This is a genomic window from Pseudomonas nitroreducens (assembly GCF_010994165.1).
Lineage (GTDB): Bacteria > Pseudomonadota > Gammaproteobacteria > Pseudomonadales > Pseudomonadaceae > Pseudomonas > Pseudomonas nitroreducens.
This window is the reverse complement of record NZ_WMBX01000008.1, coordinates 223,473-245,874: the sequence shown is the minus strand read 5'-3', so window position 1 is coordinate 245,874 and position 22,402 is coordinate 223,473. Positions and strand designations below refer to the sequence as shown.

The 22,402-nt window shown below is 66.1% G+C and carries 28 protein-coding genes and 1 pseudogene; 11 read left to right on the top strand and 18 right to left on the bottom strand.

Annotation, left to right across the window (positions count from 1 at the left end):
• The first annotated feature begins 10 nt into the window (after positions 1-10).
• Complete coding sequence (locus tag GJV37_RS28880; protein WP_024762094.1) at positions 11-436, top strand: secondary thiamine-phosphate synthase enzyme YjbQ; 426 nt, start codon at positions 11-13, stop codon at positions 434-436.
• 78 nt (positions 437-514) lie between these two features.
• Positions 515-847, top strand: a complete 333-nt coding sequence (gene sutA, locus GJV37_RS28875; RefSeq protein WP_037011556.1) for a transcriptional regulator SutA — start codon at positions 515-517, stop codon at positions 845-847.
• A 177-nt stretch (positions 848-1,024) separates the two neighbouring features.
• On the opposite strand, the gene GJV37_RS28870 is transcribed toward sutA, so the two are convergent.
• From GJV37_RS28870 to lptM, 6 genes and pseudogenes are all read right to left on the bottom strand, one after another.
• Entirely contained in the window at positions 1,025-1,717 is a 693-nt protein-coding gene (locus tag GJV37_RS28870; protein ID WP_024762096.1) for an HAD family hydrolase, read from the bottom strand.
• Positions 1,714-2,619 carry a tyrosine recombinase XerC gene (gene xerC, locus GJV37_RS28865; protein WP_065085335.1) on the bottom strand — a complete coding sequence of 302 codons (906 nt, stop codon included), beginning with the start codon at positions 2,617-2,619 and terminating at the stop codon, positions 1,714-1,716. Before xerC ends, GJV37_RS28870 begins: the two co-directional genes overlap by 4 nt.
• Before the next feature lie 53 nt (positions 2,620-2,672).
• Positions 2,673-3,374 (bottom strand): DUF484 family protein, encoded by a 702-nt coding sequence (locus GJV37_RS28860; protein ID WP_024762098.1) that lies wholly within the window; start codon positions 3,372-3,374, stop codon positions 2,673-2,675.
• A gap of 155 nt (positions 3,375-3,529) precedes the next feature.
• Positions 3,530-4,360: a diaminopimelate epimerase gene (dapF, locus tag GJV37_RS28855; RefSeq protein WP_024762099.1), complete on the bottom strand. Its 831-nt coding sequence runs from the start codon at positions 4,358-4,360 to the stop codon at positions 3,530-3,532.
• A 13-nt stretch (positions 4,361-4,373) separates the two neighbouring features.
• A pseudogene (locus GJV37_RS28850) lies at positions 4,374-4,601 on the bottom strand (diaminopimelate decarboxylase); the annotation flags it as partial.
• A 91-nt stretch (positions 4,602-4,692) separates the two neighbouring features.
• Positions 4,693-4,833, bottom strand: a complete 141-nt coding sequence (gene lptM / locus GJV37_RS28845; protein WP_017520757.1) for an LPS translocon maturation chaperone LptM — start codon at positions 4,831-4,833, stop codon at positions 4,693-4,695.
• A gap of 153 nt (positions 4,834-4,986) precedes the next feature.
• Here lptM and GJV37_RS28840 point away from each other — a divergent pair, with 153 nt between their 5' ends.
• The 4 genes from GJV37_RS28840 to rnk all read left to right on the top strand — a co-directional run bounded on the left by GJV37_RS28840 (position 4,987) and on the right by rnk (position 7,152).
• Positions 4,987-6,048 carry an AraC family transcriptional regulator gene (locus tag GJV37_RS28840; protein ID WP_170859040.1) on the top strand — a complete coding sequence of 354 codons (1,062 nt, stop codon included), beginning with the start codon at positions 4,987-4,989 and terminating at the stop codon, positions 6,046-6,048.
• A complete protein-coding gene (gene cyaY / locus GJV37_RS28835; protein ID WP_193453223.1) occupies positions 6,045-6,380 on the top strand; it encodes an iron donor protein CyaY in 336 nt (111 codons plus the stop codon). Before GJV37_RS28840 ends, cyaY begins: the two co-directional genes overlap by 4 nt.
• Entirely contained in the window at positions 6,358-6,564 is a 207-nt protein-coding gene (locus GJV37_RS28830; RefSeq protein WP_081753917.1) for a DUF1289 domain-containing protein, read from the top strand. Before cyaY ends, GJV37_RS28830 begins: the two co-directional genes overlap by 23 nt.
• A 183-nt stretch (positions 6,565-6,747) precedes the next feature.
• Positions 6,748-7,152: a nucleoside diphosphate kinase regulator gene (gene rnk, locus GJV37_RS28825; protein ID WP_024762103.1), complete on the top strand. Its 405-nt coding sequence runs from the start codon at positions 6,748-6,750 to the stop codon at positions 7,150-7,152.
• A gap of 44 nt (positions 7,153-7,196) precedes the next feature.
• On the opposite strand, the gene GJV37_RS28820 is transcribed toward rnk, so the two are convergent.
• From GJV37_RS28820 to GJV37_RS28810, 3 genes are all read right to left on the bottom strand, one after another.
• Positions 7,197-10,046: a class I adenylate cyclase gene (locus GJV37_RS28820; protein ID WP_065085334.1), complete on the bottom strand. Its 2,850-nt coding sequence runs from the start codon at positions 10,044-10,046 to the stop codon at positions 7,197-7,199.
• Between the two features lie 92 nt (positions 10,047-10,138).
• A complete protein-coding gene (locus GJV37_RS28815) occupies positions 10,139-10,372 on the bottom strand; it encodes a TIGR02647 family protein (RefSeq protein WP_017520761.1) in 234 nt (77 codons plus the stop codon).
• 81 nt (positions 10,373-10,453) lie between these two features.
• Entirely contained in the window at positions 10,454-10,735 is a 282-nt protein-coding gene (locus GJV37_RS28810) for a hypothetical protein (protein WP_024762105.1), read from the bottom strand.
• An 89-nt stretch (positions 10,736-10,824) separates the two neighbouring features.
• Here GJV37_RS28810 and GJV37_RS28805 point away from each other — a divergent pair, with 89 nt between their 5' ends.
• Positions 10,825-11,790: a magnesium transporter CorA family protein gene (locus GJV37_RS28805; RefSeq protein WP_024762106.1), complete on the top strand. Its 966-nt coding sequence runs from the start codon at positions 10,825-10,827 to the stop codon at positions 11,788-11,790.
• A gap of 210 nt (positions 11,791-12,000) precedes the next feature.
• Entirely contained in the window at positions 12,001-12,957 is a 957-nt protein-coding gene (ppk2, locus tag GJV37_RS28800; protein ID WP_065085371.1) for a polyphosphate kinase 2, read from the top strand.
• 4 nt (positions 12,958-12,961) lie between these two features.
• Here ppk2 and GJV37_RS28795 read toward each other — a convergent pair whose 3' ends face one another.
• From GJV37_RS28795 to GJV37_RS28785, 3 genes are all read right to left on the bottom strand, one after another.
• Positions 12,962-13,729 carry a hypothetical protein gene (locus GJV37_RS28795; protein WP_038803554.1) on the bottom strand — a complete coding sequence of 256 codons (768 nt, stop codon included), beginning with the start codon at positions 13,727-13,729 and terminating at the stop codon, positions 12,962-12,964.
• Positions 13,730-13,954: 225 nt separating this feature from the next.
• Complete coding sequence (locus GJV37_RS28790; protein ID WP_193453222.1) at positions 13,955-14,452, bottom strand: outer membrane beta-barrel protein; 498 nt, start codon at positions 14,450-14,452, stop codon at positions 13,955-13,957.
• A 189-nt stretch (positions 14,453-14,641) separates the two neighbouring features.
• Positions 14,642-15,331: a Crp/Fnr family transcriptional regulator gene (locus GJV37_RS28785; protein WP_193453221.1), complete on the bottom strand. Its 690-nt coding sequence runs from the start codon at positions 15,329-15,331 to the stop codon at positions 14,642-14,644.
• 74 nt (positions 15,332-15,405) lie between these two features.
• Here GJV37_RS28785 and GJV37_RS28780 point away from each other — a divergent pair, with 74 nt between their 5' ends.
• Positions 15,406-15,930: an Mpo1 family 2-hydroxy fatty acid dioxygenase gene (locus tag GJV37_RS28780; protein WP_193453220.1), complete on the top strand. Its 525-nt coding sequence runs from the start codon at positions 15,406-15,408 to the stop codon at positions 15,928-15,930.
• Between the two features lie 6 nt (positions 15,931-15,936).
• Here GJV37_RS28780 and GJV37_RS28775 read toward each other — a convergent pair whose 3' ends face one another.
• Entirely contained in the window at positions 15,937-16,725 is a 789-nt protein-coding gene (locus GJV37_RS28775) for an MmyB family transcriptional regulator (RefSeq protein ID WP_024762112.1), read from the bottom strand.
• 128 nt (positions 16,726-16,853) lie between these two features.
• On the opposite strand from GJV37_RS28775, the gene GJV37_RS28770 reads away from it, so the two are divergent.
• Entirely contained in the window at positions 16,854-17,255 is a 402-nt protein-coding gene (locus GJV37_RS28770) for a hypothetical protein (protein WP_024762113.1), read from the top strand.
• A gap of 147 nt (positions 17,256-17,402) precedes the next feature.
• Here the strand turns inward: GJV37_RS28770 and GJV37_RS28765 are convergent, their stop codons facing one another.
• Both GJV37_RS28765 and GJV37_RS28760 read right to left on the bottom strand, forming a co-directional pair.
• Positions 17,403-17,993 (bottom strand): 2-hydroxychromene-2-carboxylate isomerase, encoded by a 591-nt coding sequence (locus GJV37_RS28765; protein WP_084358800.1) that lies wholly within the window; start codon positions 17,991-17,993, stop codon positions 17,403-17,405.
• Between the two features lie 34 nt (positions 17,994-18,027).
• Complete coding sequence (locus GJV37_RS28760; RefSeq protein ID WP_024762115.1) at positions 18,028-18,756, bottom strand: SDR family oxidoreductase; 729 nt, start codon at positions 18,754-18,756, stop codon at positions 18,028-18,030.
• A 104-nt stretch (positions 18,757-18,860) separates the two neighbouring features.
• Here GJV37_RS28760 and GJV37_RS28755 point away from each other — a divergent pair, with 104 nt between their 5' ends.
• Positions 18,861-19,433: a TetR/AcrR family transcriptional regulator gene (locus GJV37_RS28755; protein ID WP_065085326.1), complete on the top strand. Its 573-nt coding sequence runs from the start codon at positions 18,861-18,863 to the stop codon at positions 19,431-19,433.
• Between the two features lie 159 nt (positions 19,434-19,592).
• On the opposite strand, the gene GJV37_RS28750 is transcribed toward GJV37_RS28755, so the two are convergent.
• The 3 genes from GJV37_RS28750 to cysW form a co-directional block, all read right to left on the bottom strand.
• A complete protein-coding gene (locus GJV37_RS28750; RefSeq protein WP_193453219.1) occupies positions 19,593-20,342 on the bottom strand; it encodes a sulfite exporter TauE/SafE family protein in 750 nt (249 codons plus the stop codon).
• A gap of 175 nt (positions 20,343-20,517) precedes the next feature.
• Positions 20,518-21,507, bottom strand: coding sequence for a sulfate/molybdate ABC transporter ATP-binding protein (locus tag GJV37_RS28745; RefSeq protein ID WP_024762118.1), 990 nt, complete (start codon positions 21,505-21,507; stop codon positions 20,518-20,520).
• Between the two features lie 14 nt (positions 21,508-21,521).
• A complete protein-coding gene (cysW, locus tag GJV37_RS28740; RefSeq protein WP_024762119.1) occupies positions 21,522-22,394 on the bottom strand; it encodes a sulfate ABC transporter permease subunit CysW in 873 nt (290 codons plus the stop codon).
• Between the last annotated feature and the right edge of the window lie 8 nt (positions 22,395-22,402).

The following is a 22,402-nucleotide window of genomic DNA, read 5'->3' as shown; positions in this document are numbered from 1 at the left end:
AGTGCCCGCCATGTGGCAGCAGAAGTCCATCACCCTGCGCCCTCGCCCGCGAGGTTTCCACCTGGTCACCGACGAGATCCTGGCCGCGTTGCCGGAGCTGTCGAAGTGCCGGGTAGGCCTGCTGCACCTGCTGTTGCAGCACACCTCCGCCTCGCTGACGGTCAACGAGAATGCCGATCCCTCGGTGCGTCGCGATTTCGAGCGGTTCTTCAATCGCCTGGTGCCCCAGGGTGAAGGCGGCTACGAGCATGACTACGAGGGGCCGGATGACCTTCCGGCGCATTTCAAGTCGAGCCTGCTGGGCTGTCAGCTGACGCTGCCGATACAGCAGGGAGGCTTGGCAATGGGCACCTGGCAGGGTATCTATCTGGGCGAGCACCGTGACCACGGCGGCCCGCGCAGGATAGTGGCGACCTGGCAGGGCGAGCTTGTATGAATTTTTTCCGGCGGCGTTCGTCAAAGCGCGCAGCTGGGCTATAACTAACGTGCTTTGCAGCACCACAGAGGTTGAACGATGAGCGACGAAGAACTGGAACAGGACGAGCTGGACGGCGCTGACGAGGATGATGGCGAAGAGCTCGCCGCAGCCGACGACGGCGACGCCGAAGCAGACAGCGGCGATGGGGATGAAGCCCCTTCTTCCAAGGGCGGTGGCAAGAAAGCCAAGGCCGCTGCGGAAGAAGAGGAACTGCCCTCGGTCGAAGCCAAGCAGAAGGATCGTGATGCACTGGCTCGCGCGATGGAGGAATTCCTCACTCGCGGCGGCAAGGTGCAGGAGATCGAGCCCAACGTCGTGGCCGACCCGCCCAAGAAGCCGGATAGCAAATACGGCAGCCGCCCTATCTGATATCTGACGCAATACGAAAAGCCCCGTCGCTCCGTCTGGAGCGGCGGGGCTTTTTCATGTCCGATTAATGCGGCGTGCCGTGCTGTAGGAGCGAGCTTGCTCGCGAATCACTTGGAACCAGCGGCAGCCGGGAGCCCTGGTTAGCAAGCAAGCTCGCTCCTGCGAAGAGCAGGAGTATCAGAGCTTCGCCAGGACGCCCGGCAGCTCTGCCAGGTTGTGGATGATCGCGCTGGGCGCTTCTTCGCCGTCCCATTGCTTGCGTGCGGGGTTGAACCAGATCGCCTTCATGCCCGCGCGGCGCGCGCCGGCGATGTCATCGCTGGGGTGGTCGCCGATGTGCACGGCGTGTTCGGCGGCGACGCCGCCGCGCTTGAGCGCTTCCTGGAAGGGATGCGGATCGGGCTTGCCGACGCCCAGTTCTTCCGCGCACAGGGCGAACTGGAAGTAGTCCGCCAGGCCCAGCCGGCGCACGTCGGCGTTGCCGTTGGTGAGCACGCCGAGGATGAAGCGGTTGGCCAGTTGCTCCAGGGTCGGATGCACCTCGGGGAACAGCGCCACCTGGTGCCGCGCCTGGAGGAAGGTCTGGAAGCCGGCCTCGGCCAGCTCCGTCGCCTCGGGCTGTGGATAACCCGCGTCGAGCAGCGCGTGGAACAGGATGCGCCGGCGCAGCTCACTCAGGCGGTGCTTGAGCATCGGGTCCTGCTCCATCAGCCGCGAACGGATTGCCCACAGGTGCTCGATGGGCACCGGGCCGAGCTGTGCAGCGTGCACCGCGAGCCAGTCACGCAGGGTGGCTTCGGCGCTGTTCATCACCGGGGCGACGTCCCACAGCGTGTCGTCGAGATCGAAGGTGACCAGACGGATACTCATTCTTCTGCTCCGGGTTTACGGCGTGCCCGCGGGTGCGCCTGGTCGTAGACCGCGGCGAGGTGTTGGAAGTCCAGGTGGGTATAGATCTGCGTGGTGGCGATGTCGGCGTGGCCGAGCAGCTCCTGTACCGCGCGCAGGTCCTGGGAGGATTCGAGCATATGGCTGGCGAACGAATGCCGCAGCATGTGCGGGTGCAGGTGCTGGCCCAGCTCGCGCACGCCGGCCTCGCGCACCCGCAGCTGGATGGCGCGCGGCGTCAGGCGCTTGCCGCTGCGGCCGATGAAGACGGCGTTGTCCTGCGGCGACACGCTGGCCCGCAGTGGCAGCCAGGCTTCGATGGCCTGCCGCGCGGCGCGGCCGACCGGGAGTTCGCGAACCTTGTTACCCTTGCCGTGGACGCGTACCAGGCCGTCTTTCAGGTCCAGCCATTCCAGGTCGAGGCCGACCAGCTCGGAGAGGCGCAGGCCGGAGGAATAGAACAGCTCCAGCAACGCCTGGTCGCGACGGGCGATGAAGTCGTCCTCGACGCCGCCGTCGAGCAGTTGCGCAGTGCGGTCGGTATCCAGCGTGCGCGGCAGCTTGCGGGCGCCCTTCGGAGCGGCGAGGCCGTCGGCGGGATCGTGGCGGCAGCGGCCTTCGCGGATCAGGTACTGGTACAGCCCGCGCGTGGCCGACAGCAGGCGCGCCAGGCTGCGGCTGGCAAGGCCCTGCTGGTGCAGGCGGGCGACGAACAGGCGCAGGTCGCGCACCTGCAGCGCCGACCATTCGTTGATCGAGGATTTCTCGCACAGCGCGGCGAGCCGCGCCAGGTCGCGGCGGTAGCCGTCGAGCGTGTGCACGGACACCTGGCGCTCGCTGCGCAGGTGTTCCAGATAGGATTCCAGATCGGCTTCGAGCGACACGCGGAAAGCTCCCAGTGATACAGCCAGGCTGGCAGCTTACCGCGTTGCGAGGGTCAGCGTACCGAGCGCAGTGGCGTGGAGAAGCGCGGCAGGGTGCGCGCGAGGACTTCGGCGACATAGCCGAGGAACAGGGTGCCCAGCGAGCTCTTGTAGTGCTGTGGGTCGGGGCTGCCGATGGCCAGTACGCCGTGCAGCCCTTGGAAGGTCAGTGGCACCACGGCGGCGGAGCCGACCTGCTCGCGTTCGCTTTCGCAGAACAGGAAGGCCAGCTCGTGGGGGCGCAGCACGCCGCAGACGGTCTTGCCGCCGGACAGCAGGCCACCGATGGCCTGGTGCGCTTCGGCGCTGCTCACCGAGCGGCCCACCGGCAGATTGTTGTCGCTGAACAGGATCAGGCTGACGTAGGGCACGAGGAATTCGTGGCGCAGGCTGTCTTCCACCGTGCTGACGATTTCCTCGAGGCTGGTGGCGTCGAGCAGATCGAGCACCAGGCGGCGGGTCTTGTCGAACAGGCGATCGTTGTCGCGGGCTACGTCCATCAGTTGCGACAGCCGATGGCGCATCTCGATGTTGCGCTCACGCAGCAGGCGCACCTGGCGTTCCACCAGCGACACGGCATCGCCCGGCTGGTGCGGAATGCGCATCTCCGGGATCAGCTCGTCATGGTCGACGAAGAATTCAGGGTGCCGGCGAAGATAGTCGGCGACCTGTTCGGCTTCGAGCGTAACGGTGGGGTCCTGGGGGATATCGGTCATAAGCGTCCCGGTTCAGCGCCTGTCCAATGTCTGCCTGCGCTTTGCTCATACGGCGTTGGAAACAGGCTCAAAATGCTCATTTACTCTTCGTAAACTGCGCTTTCTCGCCTGTTTCCGCCTTGTCTGAGCTGCGCTCGGCAAGACCTTGAACAGGCTTATAGACGTACCTGGCCTTCGAACACCCGCACGGCGGGCCCGGTCATCATAACGGGCTGACCCGGTCCTGCCCACTCGATGGACAACCGTCCGCCGGGAAGGTCGATCTGTACCGGCGATTGCAGCCAGCCCTGGCGAATGCCGGCGACGGCGGCGGCGCAGGCGCCGGTGCCGCAGGCCAGTGTCTCGCCGGCGCCGCGTTCCCAGACACGCAAGCGTGCCTGGTGCGGATTGACGATCTGCAGGAAGCCGATGTTGGCCTTCTGCGGGAAGCTTTCGTGGACTTCGAGTTTCGGGCCCAGGGTGCGTACCGGTGCGCTGTCGACGTCATCCACGCGCAGCACGCCGTGCGGGTTGCCCATGGAGATGGCGGCCAGCTCGTAGCGCTGCCCGTCCACTTCCAGGGGATAGCTCAGCGCCTCGCTCTCGGCCTTGAACGGCACCTGCTCGGGCACCAGGCGCGGCGGGCCCATGTCGACGGTGACCTGGCCATCGTTGGCGATGGTCAGCTCGATCATGCCGCCCTTGGTTTCCACGCGGATGGTCTTCTTCGCGGTCAGGCGCTTGTCGACCACAAAGCGCGCGAAGCAGCGCGCGCCGTTGCCGCACTGTTCGACCTCGGTACCGTCGCAGTTGAAGATGCGGTAGCGGAAGTCCGCGTCCGGTGTGCTCGGCGGCTCGACGATCAGCAGTTGATCGAAACCGACTCCGAAATTGCGGTCGCCCCACTGTTTGACGTGGCGTGGCTGCACATGGGCGTGCTGGCTGACCAGGTCCAGGACCATGAAGTCATTGCCCAGCCCGTGCATCTTGGTAAAGCGCAGAAGCATCGTCGTCTCGGCCTCAGTCCGGCAGCAGGCTTTCGCCGGCGAACAGCTCTTGTCTCTTGCGGCAACGCACCCCGTGCGCAGCCGAGCTATCCACCAGCACCTCGGCGGCGCGGCCCCGGGTGTTGTCGTTGGAAATCATGACGAAACCATAGGCGCCGGCCGGATGAACGGCCAGCAGGTCACCTTCTTTCCGGGCGGGGGCGCGAAGCCGGGCGGGGAAGTCGCCGGTTTCGCCCGGCGGCGTGCCAAAGCGCTCGGCAATCGCCGACGCTGGCACGTCTGCCGCGAGCAGTCGCCCGCCGCGGACGTCGAAGGCGTCCATGGGAACGCCCTCAGAGACCGTAGCGGTCCTTGCTGTGTTCGTTCTTGGCCTTTTCGTCGTCCGGCAGGTACAGCGGGCCTTTCTGCCCGCAGCCAGCAATGGCGGCGGTCAGCAGGGCGATCGCGACGAAGGGAAGCAGCAGTCGCTTCATGGCGGAATCCTTTAAATAAAGCGTCGATTGGGCCGGAGTATACCGGCCCCCCGCCGGCTTGCCTATGCGAGCCGGCTCCCGCCTGGCGGGGCTTTCGGCTCGCGCCCGGCGGGCCGCTGGCCCTATGATGGTGGGCAAAAAATGGAAAGCTCGATGGACTATCGCGATCCTCTGCCCAGTTCGGTGTCGGTGGCCTACCTGCAGGGCCTTGTGGAGCATCTGCAGCGCCACGGCGTGGAGCCGACGCAGTTGCTGGAGACGGTGCATCTGGAGCCCTCGATCCTCGCCCAGCGTGACCAGCGTATCGCCGCCAGTGCTTACCTCGAACTGGTTGGCGCCGGCGTGCGCCTGAGTGGCGACGACAACCTCGGCCTGCATCTGGGCGAGGCGGTGCGCCCCGGCTACTACGGCGTACTCGGCTACCTGATCATGAGCTGCGCGACCCTTTCCGCCGCCCTGCATCGCCAGGCGCGCTATGCCGCGCTGGTGGGCAACCTGGGCCGCGTCGAGCTGGCCGACGAGCCGCCGCGCGACGGCTGCGAGCCGTTGGTCAAGCACTGCTGGGAGGCGCTGCTGCCGCAACAGCAGCGGCAGATGAGCGAGGAGACGCTGGCCGGCTGGGTCAGCTTCGGCCATTGGGTCAGTGGCGTGGACGAGGCGCCGTTCGAAGTCCGCTTCAGGCACAGCGCCCCGGCGGACGTCAGCGAGCACGCCCGTATCTTCCGCTGCCCGGTACTCTTCGATCAGCCGGACAATGCCCTGGTCTTTCCCAAACGCCTGCTGGCGCTGCCGCTCGGCCAGGCTGACGCCCAGGTGCAGCGCACCCTGGATGCCTACGCCGAACGCCTGCTGGTGGAGATCAACAAGGGCGACAGCGTGCTCGACCGTGCGCGCCGGGAGCTGGCGCGCCAGTTGCCGGAGCAGGGCGCCGACCTGGAGCACCTGTCGCTGACGCTCGCCCTGAGCCCCCGCACCCTGCAACGCCGCCTGCGCGATACCGGCCTGTCGTTCAGCCAACTGGTGGACGAAACCCGCCAGCAGCTGGTGCTCCACTATTTGCGCGACCCGGCACTGGATACCGCCGATATCGCCTATCTGCTGGGCTTCAGCGAAGCCAGTTCGCTCGCCCGCGCATTCCGGCGCTGGACGGGGCAGAGTCTGGGCGAATACCGGCGTAAACTGGTGCCTTTGACTGATCCCGAGGACGATGCATGAGCACTTTGAGCGAAGCCCGCTTCCATGACCTGGTGGACGCCGTACAGGTAACGGTGGAGGACGCCTTCGACGACAGCGATCTGGACCTGGACCTGGAGAACTCCAGCGGCGTGCTGACCGTGCGCTTCGAGAACGGCACCCAGCTGATCCTCAGCCGCCAGCCGGCGCTGCGCCAGCTGTGGGTGGCGGCGCGCTCCGGCGGCTTCCACTTCGACTACGACGAATCCGGCTTGCTGTGGATTTGCGACAGCACCCGCGAACCGCTGGGCGCGCTGCTCAATCGCACCACGCTGGAACAGGCTGGCGAGGATGTCGACTTCCCCGGCATCTGAGGGGCAGGCGAGCGTCGCTTCGCCCTGCTGCCGGCGCTGCTGCCTGGACGACGCGGATGTCTGCGTCGGCTGCGGCCGCACCCTGGGCGAGATACTGGAGTGGAACGAGGCGGACGGCGAGCGTCGCCGGGCGATTCTGGCGGACTGCGAAAAGCGCCGAAACAACCACTCGCCGAAGTGGTGACTGGTCGGTGTTGCTTATTTTCTGTGCTGTGTTAGTGTCCGGGAAAACCCCGCCTTGGGCGGGGTTTTTCTTTTTTCGGAATTCATTGCGCGTTCGTTTCCCGAACGTCTTTACTGCCAGAACACCCAGGGCCCCGAGCGCGCGAGCGTCCGGGGCTCTCCTGTAAGGAGACTGCCAACCATCATGACCACGACTCCCATCACCGTCACCCGACTCGACCTGCAACGTCTGGAGCGCATGCTCGACAGCCTGGATGAGTACGGCCCCGCTGCCGAGGCGTTGGAGGCCGAGCTGGCCCGTGCCACGGTCGTCGGCCACGACGAGATACCGCCGGGCGTGGTCACGATGAACTCCACCGTGCGCTGCCGCGAGGAAAGCAGTGGCAAGGAGTACCACCTGACGCTGGTCTACCCGGCCAATGTCGGCGGGGAAGGCAAGGTGTCGATCCTGGCGCCGGTCGGCACCGCGCTGCTCGGCCTGACCACCGGCCAGAGCATCGACTGGCCGGCGCCCAGCGGCAAGACGCTGAAGCTGACCCTGCTGGAAGTCGAATACCAGCCCGAAGCGGCCGGCGACTTCGATCGCTGAGTTCCCTTCCGGGACTTTCCCTCCCCGGGCGTCCGGTCCGGCCTTCAGGCCTCGGCCAGCGCCCGGTTCAGCGCCTGTTCCAGGCTCTGCTTGTAGCGCAGGAAGTGCACCGTCTGCAGCTCGCCGCCCTCGCGCATGGCCGAGAGGTCCAGGTCGGTGATGTAGCAGGGGTAGCGCTCCTGTCCCCGGCGCCGGTCCAGGATGTGCCTGGCCACGGCCTGGAACAGCTCGTTACCGAACTCCAGTTCCGAGAACTCGCGGTGGTTGCAGAACAGCGTGGTGCGCGCGCGCTGGCCTTCTCCGGGTTCGACGATCGCCTGCACGTTGTAGAACGGCAGCGCTTCCAGCGGCTGCGGCGTATTGCGCCGCTCGATGCGTTGCGCGCGCTGGTGACCGTTGGTCACCACTTCGTAGAAGAGGATGTCCGCACCCACCGGTCCCTGGCTTTCCAGTAGCGAGATCACGGCGTTGCGGCGGTACTGCACCGACTGCAGGAAGCGCTGCAGCGGCAGCAGCAGGCCTTCCTCGGTGTCGTACTCCTGGCGCCGCCGCCAGAGGGCGTTGCGCTCATCGAGGATGGTGATTTCCGCGCTGCCTTCGTCCAGGCGGTAGAACACCTGCACGGTATTGGCCCGGCCCAGCGGCAGGATCATGGCGAGGTCGTCGCCTTCCAGCGCGTGCCGGTCCAGCTGCAGGAAGCCGCTGTCGTCCTGGGTGTCGCCCAGGTGCTCGACGAGCGCCGGCAGCCCTTCGATCACCCGGTGGCTGACGCTGCCGGGCACCAGGTGCAGCAGGTGGAAATGCTGGCGCACCTGCAGCAGGTAGCGCCCGCCCTTGCCGCTGGCGAGCTGCGCATGGGCATCGCGGAACAGGTCTTCCACGCGCTGGGCGATGGCCGCGGCGCGGTTGCGGCAGAAGCAGCGCACCAGCAGACGCGGCGGCGGGGCGTCGGTGGGCAGCGTGTTGAGGAACTCGCGCAGGCAGTCGAGCAGCGCGTGGGGTCCCGAGTAGCGGCTGACCAGCAGTTCGTTCCAGCTGTTGAGGGTGATTTGGTCGAGGGTCAGCACCAGGTTGTCGCGCACCCCGGAGTAGCCGAGCGAGTCGGTGCGCTCGGTGGTCATGTGCACGTTCATCTGGCTGTGCTGGCGCAGCGGGTCGATGCCGACGTTCACCAGCAGCAACACCTGCGACGGCACCGCACTGCGCAGCAGGGCGCTTTCCGGCACCTCGTCGAGCGGCAGCGGGACGGCCTGCTGCAGGCTGCCCAGCAGGTTCTGCAGTTCGAACTCGCTCAGGTCGCTGGCGCCCGGCTGCAGGGACAGCCGCGTTGTCGCATCGACCACGCCGTTGCGGTGGCTCCAGGCGAGCAGGTCCATGAGGTCACGGGCGCGACGTAGCGGGGCGAAGTCGGCCATCTCCTGCAGCGACAGGTTGCCGCCATACAGCGCCCAGAACGGAGGTTTGCCGGCGTCGCCACCCGGCAGCTGGGCGAGGGTGAGGATGTCTTCGGCCATGTCCGGGGCGATACCCGGGTTGATGAATTCGACCTTGCCGGCCTTGCGCTCGAAGGCGGCGTACAGGCGTCGTCCGAGGATGCCCATGTCCCGCGGGTTGATGCCGCTGGCGGCCTGCTGCAGGCGGGCGAACTGAGAAAGGAAGCGGTAGCTATGGGTCAGCTCGTTGACCAGCGCGCGGCGTTCCAGCAGCACCTGGCGCACTTTCCACTGGCTGCGGCTGTCCAGTTGGGCGAAGGCGCGGTTGTCCCACTTCCACTCCGCCGAGACGCGCTCCATCACCTTGCGCTGCCAGCTCTTGTGGCCCTGGCGCGGCGGCCGGCCGAGCTTCTTGCCGACCTTCAGGTAGAGGCAGCGGCGGATCAGTTCCAGGCGCTCGGTTTCCCCGCGCGCCTTGAGGTATTCCTCCAGGCGCCGGTAGAGCATCACGTAGGGGTCGAGATCCTCCACGTCCAGGCGGCCGGCGTAGATCGCCTGCTTGTAGCGCAGGCTCAGGCAGGAAACCTGCGGGTGTTCGCTGGCGTAGACCTCGGTGAGCAGCAGCTTGAGCACCGATTTGTAGGGCGACTCGATGCCCTTGAACAACTGCCACATGCCGGCGCCGATGAACTCGCCGGGCGGGATGCGCGCCAGGTGCCCGAGATCGAGGACGTCCTCGGCGCGGATGAAGCGTTTGCTCAGCAGTGTCTGGCAGTACTCTGCGTAGCGATTCTCCTCATAGACCGGTACCAGCCACCACAGCGGCGTGCGGCCGCCAAGCCAGATGGCGGTGCGGTAGAACTCGTCGAGCAGCAGGTAGTGCTGGCTGGTGCCGCAGTCGTCGGAGGTCAGCCGCGCCTCGCGGGCGCCCTGGGTGTAGTGCTGCGGGTCGACGAGGAAGCAGTGCACCTCGGCGCCCAGGGTCGCGGCCCATTGTTCGAGCAGCTCGCATTTGCGGCGCAGTTCCGCCAGCTCCCGCTCGGAGAGGTCGGGGGCGTGGCAGACCCACAGGTCCAGGTCGCTCTGTTCGGCCTGGGCGACGGTGCCCAGGCTGCCCATCAGGAACAGCCCGTGGATCGGCAGTGGCGGGTTGCCGCGACGGGGCTTGTAGCTGAAGGAGCGGGTCAGGCGCTGGGCTTCGGCGAGGACGTCGTCCTCCGGGACGAAGTTCGACAGCCCTGCGGGGGTGCTGGCCGATACGTAGCCGGGCAGCAGCGGGTGGTTCACGTCCAGCAGCAGCGGCAGCAGCTTGAGAACAAGCTGCTGCCGCGTGGAAAGCGCTTCACTGGCCCGTTGCAGGCGCGCGGAGTTGACCTTCAGGAAGCGCTGACGCAGCTGCGTCAGCACCTTTCGGTCGATGCCGTCGTCGATGTCCGGGCGAATTTCGGGAGTGAGCGTCATGGCGTACTGCTGCCTGGCCAGCGGCGCCGCATCAGGGAATGCGGCGCTCGGAAGTGTGCCAGTTTATCGCCCGCTCGCAGGGGAACTTGAGGTCAGCCGCGCAGGATGCCGAGCAGGACCTGAGCGTGTTCGGCGGCGTCGAGGCCCAGGCTGGTCAGATAGCCTCCGTCCTGCTGGTCGATCAGGCCTTTGGCATGGAGTCGGCCGGCGGCCGCCACGGCCTCGGCGGAAGCGTCGTGATGCACTTTCAACCCGGCCTGGCTGTTCTCCAGGTCGTAGAGCGCCAGCAGATCAAGTTCCTCAACCATTTCTTTGGTGAAAGCCATTCTTCTAACTCCCGATGGTCAATGAGGCTCCAGTGTAGTCTCAAGTCCGACCGGTTCGGCAAGCGGTCTTATGCCGCTGCCTCATTCGGCAACAGTGCCGTCGGGCAGGGTCGGCAGTGCGCGCAAGGCCTGTTCGTACCATTCGCCGTTGAACGGGCGGTCTTCGGCCAGCATCGACTCGATCTCGTGGGCGAGCACGAGGGCCATCAGGTGCAGTGCATCCTCGCGCTCGTAGCCGACCAGCGTCAGCTTGTTGAACACCGCGCGGGCGGCTGCCGGGCTCTCGCTTTCAATCTGGTTCTCGATCGCCTGGATCAGGGTGTCTTCGGCGAAGGACTCTTCGGCATCGTCCTGGTCAGTCATCACATTGCTCTCCGCTGGACTTGTGAAGCCGCCTGAAGTTGGCCAACCTGCGGGACAACTTCAGGTGCGTAAAAGGATTGTCGGGCGACATGATCACCTATTACACCCTCGTCGGCGACCGCCTGGTTCGCCACAACGGCAGCGAGTGCCATGGCATGCCCAAGGACACGCTCTGGATCGACCTGTTCCGGCCCACGGCGGAAGAGGAAAAACTGCTGGAGTCGATCATCGAGGTGGATGTGCCGACCCAGGAGGAGATGGCCGAGATCGAGGACTCCTCGCGCTTCTACGAGAGCAAGGGCGCGCTGTACATGACCACCACCGTGGTCGGTGGCATCCGCGAGCACAAGCCGAGCACCTCGGAGGTCACCTGCGTACTGACGCCGCACTGGCTGGTGACGGTGCGCTACACCGACCTGCTGGCCTTCCGTACCTTCGAGTCGCGCACCCAGCGCGGCGGCTGCGAGGGGCGCAGCGACCAGTTGTTCGTGACCCTGATGGACAGCGTGGTGGACCGCATCGCCGACGTGCTGGAGAACGTCCAGAAGCAGCTCGACAGCCTGGGCACCAGCATCTTCCGCGAGGGCCCGGCCAACGAGAAGGCCGACCTGCAGGAAGTGGTCAAGCAACTCGGGCGCAAGAACTCGCTGCTGTCCAAGCTCAACGAGAGCCTGCTGAGCATCAGCCGGCCGCTGAGCTATTTCCGCCAGGGCAGCAACGGCTGGATCAGCGACGAAGTGAAGCTGGGCATGAAGTCGGTGGAGCGCGACGTCCGCTCGCTCAGCGAGTACCAGACGAAGATGGCCGGGGAAATCACCTTCCTGCTCGATGCCACCCTGGGCCTGATCAACATCGAGCAGAACAGCATCATCAAGGTGTTCTCCATCGCCGCGGTACTGTTCCTGCCGCCGACCCTGGTGGGTACGGTGTACGGCATGAACTTCGCGCACATGCCCGAGCTTGCGTGGCTGGCCGGCTACCCCATGGCGCTGGTGGCGATGGTGATCTCGGCGATCATTCCCTACTACTGGTTCAAGTACAAAGGCTGGCTGTAGCCGGTTGCTGGGTGGATTGAGGCGAGCTCGCTCGATGAGATTGATGCCGGTCAAGAAGGCTCGCCCCGCTGGGGCAGAGAGTGGGAAGTCCCCTGACCACTCAATGTCTCACCGGAGGAGACCATGTCCGAGACCGTCACCCGCAGAACCGCCGCGGTACGCCGTGCCAACAAGACTGCCAGCCGGGCGCCGGCCGCCGCCAAGCCACCGATGACCGATGGCGCGGAGGAAATCCGTGCCCAGAGCCATGGCCCGGTTGCGCTGAAAGTGGCCATGGCGCCCCGCGGCAGCAACGAGGACTCCACGTCCGCCGAGCTGCCGGCCCTCTACCCTTACCGCAAGCGGCTGCAGCGCAGGGAATACGAACATCTCAAGGAGCAGTTGCAGGTCGAGCTGCTGAAGGTGCAAAGCTGGGTGAAGGAGACCGGCCAGCGCGTCGTCGTGCTGTTCGAGGGCCGTGACGCCGCGGGCAAGGGCGGCACGATCAAACGCTTCATGGAGCACCTCAACCCGCGTGGCGCGCGGGTCATCGCCCTGGAGAAACCCAGCGACGCCGAGCGCGGCCAGTGGTACTTCCAGCGCTACATCCAGCACCTGCCCACGGCCGGGGAGATCGTCTTCTTCGACCGCTCCTGGTACAACCGCGCCGGCGTCGAGCGGGTGATGGGCTTCTGCTCGCCGCGCCAGTACCTGGAGTTCATGCAGCAGACACCGGAGCTGGAGCGCATGCTGGTGCGCAACGGCATCCTGGTCTTCAAGTACTGGTTCTCGGTGAGCCGCGAGGAGCAACTGCGCCGTTTCGTCTCGCGCCGCGACGACCCGCTCAAGCACTGGAAGCTGTCACCCATCGACATCCAGTCGCTGGACAAGTGGGATGACTACACCCAGGCCAAGGAAGCGATGTTCTTCCACACCGACACCGCCGATGCGCCCTGGGTGGTGATCAAGTCCGACGACAAGAAGCGTGCGCGCCTCAACTGCCTGCGGCACTTCCTGCACACGCTGGATTACCCCGGCAAGGACGAGAAGATCGCCCACGCGCCTGACCCGCTGCTGGTCGGCCGGGCCGCCGACCTGGACCGTGACGAGATGCAGGCGCCGCCTGTGGTGGAGAGTGCTGCCGCGGTACCCGAGGCGGAGCCGGAACCCGAGGCGATCCCGGCCTGAGGCGCTACTGCTGGCTGATCAGCATGAGCTGGCCGGAAACGGCGCGGGCGTTGCGGTCGACGATGATCGGGGCCCAGGGACGGCCGGAAGCGCTGACGCCGCTGTTGCTCTTGCTGTTCATGTCCAGCAGCGCCTTGCTCAGGTATTCCCAGCGGGTGCGCAGTTTCTTGGTCGCATCGCTATCGGGCAACTGATCGATGCGCTGGGTCAGCAGCGGCACCAGCACGCTCTCGTCCTGGCCGAGGTATTCCTGCGGCTGCTCGCGGGCCAGCTCCAGGCCGCTGATGTACGCGCGGCCCAGGTACTGGGTGGCCAGGTACTCGACGCGCACCGGCAGTTCCCACAGCGGAATCTGATTGGCGTCGGCGCTAGCCGGCACGAAGCGCTCGACCTGGTTGAGCAGCTCGCGCAGGGCACGGCTCAGGTCCTGGTTGTAGCGCCAGGGCAGGTCTTCTTCCTTGGGGCCATAGGAAACGCCATTGCGAATCTGCGTTACGAATTCCGCATGGGCCTTCTTGAGGGCGTCGTCGGCCTTGGGGTAGCCCTTGACCGCCTTGTCCAGGGTGGCCAGGTCCTTCTCCAGCTGGGCGGCGTGGGTTTCCTGGAAGCCTTCGCCGCGCAGCAGCAACAGGCTGTTGATCGAGCGGCAGGTGTAGACCTGCAGGGTCTGCAATTGCAGTTCCTCGCTGGGCAGGTTGGCCTGGGCGGCGAGGGAGAGGAGTCCGAAACAGCACAGCAGGAAACCGCGATAGACATCGAGCTTTCGGAACATGGCGGAGGCGTCCTTCTTGTTATTGTGAGCTGCCTGAGTCGCCCGGGCGCGTGTTCTCTGGCGCCAGAAATGCAGCTATCCCTAGGCTAGCTGCGAACCTTGCCGCTGCAACCGTCCGAAAGAGTGATTTGTGCAGCTGAACCGGTGCCGGCGGAAGGTTCGGGAGGGGGAGGGCTGCTCTGGGGAGAGCCGAACCTCCGCCGGGCTTTGCGGGGCAGACGGGCGTCAGAAGCGCCAGTAGGCCGAAAGGGTGGTCTGGTCGAGGTCGATGTCGCCGACGTCCAGGTACTCCTGCTCCAGGCGCACGCCCAGGCCGCCGATCACATCCATTTCACCGCCGAAACCGTAGAGCGCGTCCACGTCGTCGGATTTGCCGGCGGCATCGTCATCAGCGTGCCAGGCATGCACGCCGGCGATGCCGTACAGGCGGATGCGCTGGCCGATGGGGACGCCCAGGTGGACGTTGGCTTGCAGCGACTCGCCGTCGAAGTGCTTCTTGCCGTCGCTCATGTCACCGAAGTCGACCACCGCGCCTTCCAGGGACAGGTAATTGTTGAAGCGGTAGCCGGCGTACAGCTTGTGGCTGTTGTCGTGGTCATCGAAGGACCGCTCGTCGATCTCGAGGCGGGTCACGCCGCCACCGACGTAGAGGCCGCTGTCGTCGGCCATCGCCAGGGCCGGAGCGGTCAGGGCGAGGGCGCAGAGGAGTTTCGAAAGGCGCATAGGATTCCCTTGCGGCCGGCGCGTGGCGCTGGCCGCCTTGCTGTCATGCTGAAGGTTCGGGTGCCGGCTCGGCGCTGACGGATGGGGGCCAGCGCGGCGGCGGGTGCATTAGAGCGAGGGGACGACGGGCTCGACCATCGTAGGTTGTCGAGACTCACCTGGCTTTTTTTCTAGACGGGCCGGCAGAGGTCAGGCGTGGGCCGCCTGGCGCAGGCGTTCGCGGTCGAGGATCTCGATGCCGCCGTAGCTCAGGCGCACGATGCCCTGGGCTTCCAGGTCCTTGAGGATCTGGTTGGTGGTCTGCCGTGACAGCGAGAGCATGGCCGCCAACTGCTCCTGGGGCAGGTGCAGCTCGCGCTTGGCAGTGGCCGACTCGCCGTAGCCCTCGGCGATCATCAGCAGGCGCCGGGCCAGGCGCGGCGCGGCGGGCAGCAGCGACAGCTCTTCCAGTACGGCGAAGGTGATGCGCAGCTTGTGGCTCATCAGCAGGGCGAAGTCGCGCCAGTATTCCGGGTGCTGCGCCAGCAGCGCCTGCAGCGGCGCCAGGGGCACCTGCAACAGCACGGTGGCACCTTCGGCGTAGGCGTCGTGGGTGCGCGGCTGGCCGTCGAACAGGCAGATCTCGCCGAACCAGTTGGGCGCTTCCACCAGGGCCAGCAGCGCTTCCTTGCCGCTCTCGCCGACCACGCTGACGCGCATCGCCCCATCCACCACGCAATACAGGCCGCACGGCGCGTCGCCACGGGCGAACAGGCGCTGGCCGGCGGGCAGGCGGCGCACCAGGGCAGCGTCGCACAGGGCCAGGCGCAAGCCTTCCGGAAGGGTCTGGAACCAGCGGCCTTCCGGCAGGCGGGAGAGGTAGGGCTTGGCGTCGGTCATGGGTAATGTCGGCTAGCTGACAGAGTGGCGAGGCGCACATCGCCATGATGCCAGTACCTTGCGGGAGAACAACAATGAAAACGCTCGTCGACCACCTTGCCCAATATGCCGCCTACCATCGTGACCGGCGGAACATCGTCAGCCATTTCATCGGCATCCCGATGATCGTGCTGTCCATCGCTACCCTGCTGTCGCGCCCGGGCTTCGAGCTGGCCGGGCTGCCGGTCTCGCCGGCCACGCTGCTGGCGCTGGCCTCCGTGGTCTTCTACCTGCGCCTGGACTTGCGCTTCGGCCTGCTGATGACCGCGCTGCTGGCGCTGTCGCTATGGGTCGGCGCCGCATTCGCAGCCGGTACCACGGCGTCCTGGCTTGCCTGGGGTATCGGCCTGTTCGTGGTGGGCTGGATCATCCAGTTCGTCGGCCACTGGTACGAGGGGCGCAAGCCGGCGTTCGTCGATGACCTCACCGGGCTGATCGTCGGCCCGCTGTTCGTCGCTGCCGAAGCGGCCTTCCTGCTTGGCCTGCGCGACGAAGTGCGCCACGCCGTGGAAGAGCGCGCCGGCCCCACCTGCATCCGCGAGAAGAAGGCGACCGCCTGATTCAGCTCATTCTGTGCCGCTGAGCTGGCGCAGGATCCTGGCGCTGTCGGGGTCGGCCGGGAAGAAGGTTTCCAGCGCCAGCTCCGACAGCGTTACGTCCACCGGCGTGCCGAACACCGTGATGGTGCCGATCAGGCTGCAGACGCCCAGCTCCGTCTGCAATTGCACCGGGATCAGCACCATGTCGCCGCTGGCTGTCTCGTCGTAGGGCGGCGCCGGATAGGCGGCCACCTCGTCGCGCAACGCCGCCAATGCCGGGTCGCCGCTGGCCTCGTAGTCGCGCTGCAAGCGCTCCACTACATGCGCCTTCCACGGCCCGAGATTGAGGATGCGCGGCGCCAGGCCCTTGGGGTGCAGGCTCATGCGCAGCACGTTGATCGGCGGCTGCAGCAGCTCCGGGGCGACGCCGAGCAGGAAGATATCCACCGTGCGGTTGGACGCCAGCAGATTCCAGTGGCGGTCCACCACCATCGCCGGGTTCGGCTCGTGGGCCTTGAGCAACTGGTCGATGGCCTGTTTCGCCACGGTCAGCGCCGGATCGTCCAGGCCTTTCTCCGAATACACCGGGGCGTAGCCCGCCGCGCTGAGCAGGCGGTTGCGCTCGCGCAGCGGAATGTCCAGTTGCTCCGCCAGGTGCAGGAGCATCTCGCGGCTGGGCAGGGCGCGTCCGGTTTCGACGAAGCTCAGGTGGCGCGTGGAGATATCCGCGTCGCAGGCGAGATCGAGCTGGCTGAGTCGGCGGCGCTGGCGCCATTGGCGGAGCAGGGCGCCGACAGGTTGGGCTGGGCTGTTCATGGGAGGCAACGATAGACCTCCCGCTTCGATGCGGCCATTACCTGGCAGGTAATCGACGGGCTTACGCCAGGGGCGGATTCTTCAGCCACACGCTGCCAACCGGTGGCGACACTTGAAGGAGCTTTGCCATGACTTTGCTGCAACCGTCCCCGCTGCTTCGCCTCACCCTGAAAGTCGACGCCCTGGCCGGTGGCGCCATGGGCCTGCTGATGGCCTTGGCTGCACAACCGCTGGGCGAGCTGCTGGGCCTGCCCTTCGTTCTGTTGCTGGTGGCCGGCATCGTCCTGTTGCCGCTGGCGCTGGTGCTCTACTGGATGTCCAATCAGCCGGCGCTGTCGCGCACCGGAGTCTGGGCCGTGATCGCGCTGAACGCGCTGTGGGTGGTGGAGAGCGCTGCCCTGCTGGTGACCGGCTATGTGCAGCCGACCGCCCTGGGCTATGCCTTCGTCATCGGCCAGGCGCTGGTGGTCCTGCTGTTCGCCGAACTGGAGTTCTTCGGCCTGCGTCGCTCGGCTGTCCTGGCGCTGTGATGTTCGCGAGCTAGAACTAGGCGTCCCCCTCGCTCCTACAGGGCTGCATCGGTGGGCTTTTCGTAGGAGCGAGCTTGCTCGCGAACCGCTTCCTGCCGGCGGATAACCTGTTCCAGGTTATGCGCCCTACGGTACTCGAGAACCGCTTTACGCCAGCGCTTCGCGAACGAAATCCAGACGATCCTGGCCGAAGAACATCTCGTTGCCGACGAAGAAGGTCGGCGCTCCGAACATGCCGCGCTTGATCGCCGCTTCGGTGTTGGCCTTCAGCGCATCCTTCACTTCCTGCTCGGCGGTCAGCGCCAGCAGCGCCTGCGGGTCGAAGCCCGCCTCGGCCAGCAACCGGCCGAGCACCGCCGGGTCGCCCAGGTTCAGCGCATCCACCCACATACCCTTGAACACGCAGGCCAGCAGCGCCTCGAAACGCTCCGGCTGGCGTAGCTGGATGCCGGTGGCGGCACGCATCAGGGTGAGGGTGTTGATCGGGAAGTGCGGGTTCATCTTCATCGGCACGCCATAGCGGCGGGCGAAGCGGGTCATGTCGATCAGCGTGTAGCGACCCTTGGCCGGCACGGCGATGGGCGAGGCGTTGCCGGTGGCCTGGAACACGCCGCCCAGCAGGACCGGGCGGTAGACCAGCTCGGCGCCGGATTCGGCGCAGATGCCCGGCAGTTGGGTATACGCCAGGTAGGACGTCGGGCTGCCGAAGTCGAAGTAGAACTCGACGGATTTGCTCATGAGTGGCTCTCTTCTTGTTGTCGTTATGAGGGGATTACCAGCGCTCGATCCAGGGGCGGAGATCGAGTTCGAAGGTCCAGGCATCGCGCGGTTGCGAATGCAAATACCAGTAGCTGTCGGCGATGTGCTCGGGGTCGAGGATGCCGTCCTGGTCCTTCTGCGCGTACTTCTGCGGGAAGTTCTCGCGGATGAATTCGGTGTCGATGGCGCCGTCCACCACCACGTGGCCGACGTGCAGGCCCATCGGCCCCAGTTCGCGGGCCATGCTCTGGGCCAGGGCGCGGATGCCGTGCTTGGCGCCGGCGAAGGCGGCGAAGCCCGAGGCGCCGCGCAGGCCGGCCGTGGCGCCGGTGAACAGGATGGTGCCGCGCTGGCGCTTGACCATGCGCTTGGCCACTTCGCGGCCGGTGAGGAAGCCGGAGAAGCAGGCCATCTCCCAGATCTTGAAGTACTTGCGCGCGGTCTCTTCGAGGATGCTGCAGGGTACGTTGGCGCCGATATTGAAGACGAAGGCTTCGATGGGGCCGATGTCGCGCTCGATAGTCTCCACCAGTTCGATCACCGCTTCTTCCTTGCGGGCGTCGGAGGCAAAGCCGTGGGCCTCGCCGCCTTCGGCGCGGATGGCATCCACCAGCGGCTGCAGTTTGTCCGCCGAGCGCCGGGTGACGCAGGCGACGTAGCCTTCGCGGGCGAAACGGCGGGCGATGGCGCCGCCGGTGGCATCGCCGGCGCCGATGACCAGGACGACTTTCTTGTTCGACATTCTCGTTTCCTCTGGGGTGCGCGAAATTTGGTAAACGGTCGTTAGGTAAACGAACGTTATGTTAATATTCGACGCATCGTCAACCGCTTCGACGGAGGCGCTCCATGCGCTACTCAGCAACCCACAAGGAAGAAACCCGCCAGCGCCTGCTCGACAGCAGCGGCTCGCTCGCCAAGCAGGGCGGTTTCGCCACCACCGGCGTGGACGGGCTGATGAAGGCCGTGGGGCTGTCCGGCGGGGCGTTCTACAACCACTTCGGTTCGAAGGACGAACTGTTCGCCGCCATCGTCGAGCGCGAGCTGAGCCAGAGCGTCGAGCGCCTCGCGGCGAAGGGCAAGGTGCTCGACCGCGCGCGCCTGGAGCGCGGGTTGAAGCGCTACCTGAACGTCACCCATGTGCAGGATTCGGCTGCCGGTTGCGCGATTCCGGCGCTGGGCGCGGAGATTGCCCGCGCCGACGAGTCAGTGCGACAAAGCGCCGAGGATGCGCTGGTGGAATTGCAGCAGGCCTGGGCTGAGGTGCTGGGTTCGGCGGAAGACGCCTGGGCATTGCTGGCGCAGTGCGTCGGCGCGCTGGTGCTGGCGCGCATGGTGGCCAGCGAACAGGCACAGAAGGCGATCGTCGAGTCGAGCCGGGATTTCCTGCTACAGCATCTGGACGAAGCTGTGCGGGATTAACACTTGCAGGAGCGAGGGGACGCCTCGTTCTTGCTCGCGAACAAACCCTCGCTCGGGGCCGGGTTCGCGAGGCCGAATCCGTTCCCTTCGGATAACGGCATTCCCCACATCCCTGTGGGTCACAAGCTCGCTCCTACAGAAAAGCAATCCGGCGCGAGATCAAATACCGCGAACTGCGAGGTCCGCGCCCAGCAGCAACAGCCCGCCGAAGAAGCAGCGGCGGAATGCCAGCGGGCTGATCTGCGAACGCAGCCAGGTGCCCAGGTACATGCCTGCCAGCGCCGGCAGCAGGGCCAGTAGGGACAAGCCGAGCACATCCGCCTGCAACAGCGAGCCGTGCTGGCTGAGGGTGATCGCCAGGGCCAGCGTCGAGACGGTGAAAGACAGCCCGAGCGCCTGCACCAGGTCGTCCTTCTCCAGGCCGAGGGCCTGCAGGAAAGGCACGGCGGGAATCACGAAGACGCCGGTCACGGCGGTGACGCCGCCGGTGATCAGACCGATCACCGGCGATAGCCAGCGCTCGTGCTGCGGCGCCACGCTGAAGCGTTGGTTCGACAGTCCCAGCAACGCATAGAGGATCAGCGCCACGCCCAGCAGCGGCGTGGCTGCCGGCCAGTTTCCCCCCGCCAGCAGCCAACCCACCGCCAGCGTTCCGACGACGATGCCGAGCAGCATCCCCCACAACCGTTTGAGCAACCCGAGGAAGCGCGGGCCGGCAGCCAGCTGCCAGATATTGGTGACGGTGGAGGGGACGACCAGGATCGCGGCAGCCTGCATCGGCGGCATCACCAGCCCGAGCAGCCCGACGGCGACCGTGGGCAGGCCGAGCCCGACCACGCCCTTCACCAGGCCGGCGAGGAGGAAGGTGAGGACGATCAGTTCGAGGTGTTGCGGGAGGGCGTCGAACATGGCCGGGCCTTGTTGAAAGCAAGGCCGGCAGGATACGAGGGATTGGCAGTCAGGGGAAAGCGCGGGTGGCTCTCTGTAGGAGCGAGGTGGACGCTCAGTTCTTGCTCGCGAACCCGGCCCCGTAGCGGAGTTGTTCGCGAGCAAGCTCGCTCCTACAGAAAAGCGGTTTGCCGGATCAGATGTTGGCCACCGGCTGATACGCCTTCGGCTTGAAGTACAGCGTCTCGCCACGCGCCAGGCCAGTCAGGCTGTCGTGGTCCTTCACCACTTCGGCCTCGATCAGCTCGTCCTGGCCGTCGACCTTGAGGGTCACGCGGGTGATCGCGCCCAGCGGGCGGATGTCGCGGACCTCGGCGGCGCGGTGCTCGGCCACTTCGGAGCGCGACAGCGAGATCTCGTGTGGGCGGAACAGCACGTGCTCGTCCCCGCCGAGGTGCAGGCGGTTGGAGTCGCCGAGGAAGTGGTAGACGAAGTCGCTGGCCGGGTTCTCGTAGACCTCGCCCGGCGAGCCGATCTGCTCGATCACGCCCTTGTTCATCACCACGATGCGGTCGGCCACTTCCATCGCTTCTTCCTGGTCGTGGGTGACGAACACGCTGGTCAAGTTGATCTCCTCGTGCAGGCGCGCGAGCCAGCGGCGCAGCTCCTTGCGCACCTTGGCGTCGAGGGCGCCGAAAGGTTCGTCGAGCAGCAGGATCTTCGGCTCCACCGCCAGGGCGCGGGCCAGGGCGATACGCTGGCGCTGGCCGCCGGAGAGCTGCTCCGGGTAACGGTCGGCGAGCCAGTCCAGCTGCACCATGTTCAGCAGTTCGTGGACCTTCTCGGCGATGCGCGCTTCGCTTGGGCGTTCCTTCTTCGGTTTCATGCGCAGGCCGAAGGCGACGTTGTCGAACACTGTCATATGGCGGAACAGCGCGTAATGCTGGAACACGAAGCCGACGTTGCGATCGCGCACGTCGTGCTGCGAAACGTCTTCGCCGTGGAAGACGATTTTGCCGGCGTCCGGGGTTTCCAGGCCGGCGATGATGCGCAGCAGGGTGGTCTTGCCGCAGCCGGACGGGCCGAGCAGGGCGACCAGCTCGCCGCTGTGGATGTCCAGGTTGATGTCGTTCAGCGCCTTGAAGGCGTTGAAGTTCTTGCTGACGTTACGGATCTCGATGCTCATGGCTGGGCTCTCACTTATTCATCGTCAGCTTTGACTTTGGTGCGGGACAGGCGCGACTCGCTCCACTGCTTGAGCAGCAGGATGACGAGGGCCATCAACAGCAACAGGGTGGCAACGCTGAAAGCGGCGACGTGGTTGTACTCGTTGTAGAGGATTTCGACGTGCAGCGGCAGGGTGTTGGTGACGCCGCGGATGTGCCCGGAGACCACCGACACGGCGCCGAATTCGCCCATGGCCCGCGCGGTGCACAGCACCACGCCGTAGATCAGGCCCCATTTGATGTTCGGCAGGGTCACGTGCCAGAACATCTGCCAGCCGTTGGCGCCGAGCAGGCGCGCGGCTTCTTCTTCCTGGGTGCCCTGTTCCTGCATCAGCGGGATCAGTTCGCGGGCGACGAAGGGGAAGGTGACGAAAATGGTGGCCAGGACGATGCCGGGCACGGCGAAGACGATCTGGATGTCGTGCTCGCTCAGCCACTCGCCGAAGTAGCCCTGGGCGCCGAACAGCAGCACGTAGATCAGGCCGGCGATCACCGGCGAGACCGAAAACGGCAGATCGATCAGGGTCACCAGGATGCTCTTGCCGGGGAACTCGAATTTGGTCACGCACCAGGCGGCGGCGACGCCGAACACCAGGTTCAGCGGCACCGAGATGCCCACGGCGATCAGCGTCAGCTTCAGCGCGGCCAGCGCGTCGGGCTCCAGGATGGCTTCGAAGAAGGTGCCGAAGCCCTGCTTCAGCGCCTCGCTCAGGACCACGAACAGCGGTAGCAGCAGGAACAGCGCGAAGGCCAGCCAGGCCAGCGCGATCAGGGCGCGGCGGCCCCAGACATTACCCCGGCGAGCAGCGTTGGCAGCGGCCGCGGCGGAAAGGCTTGCGGTACTCATGGCGCGCT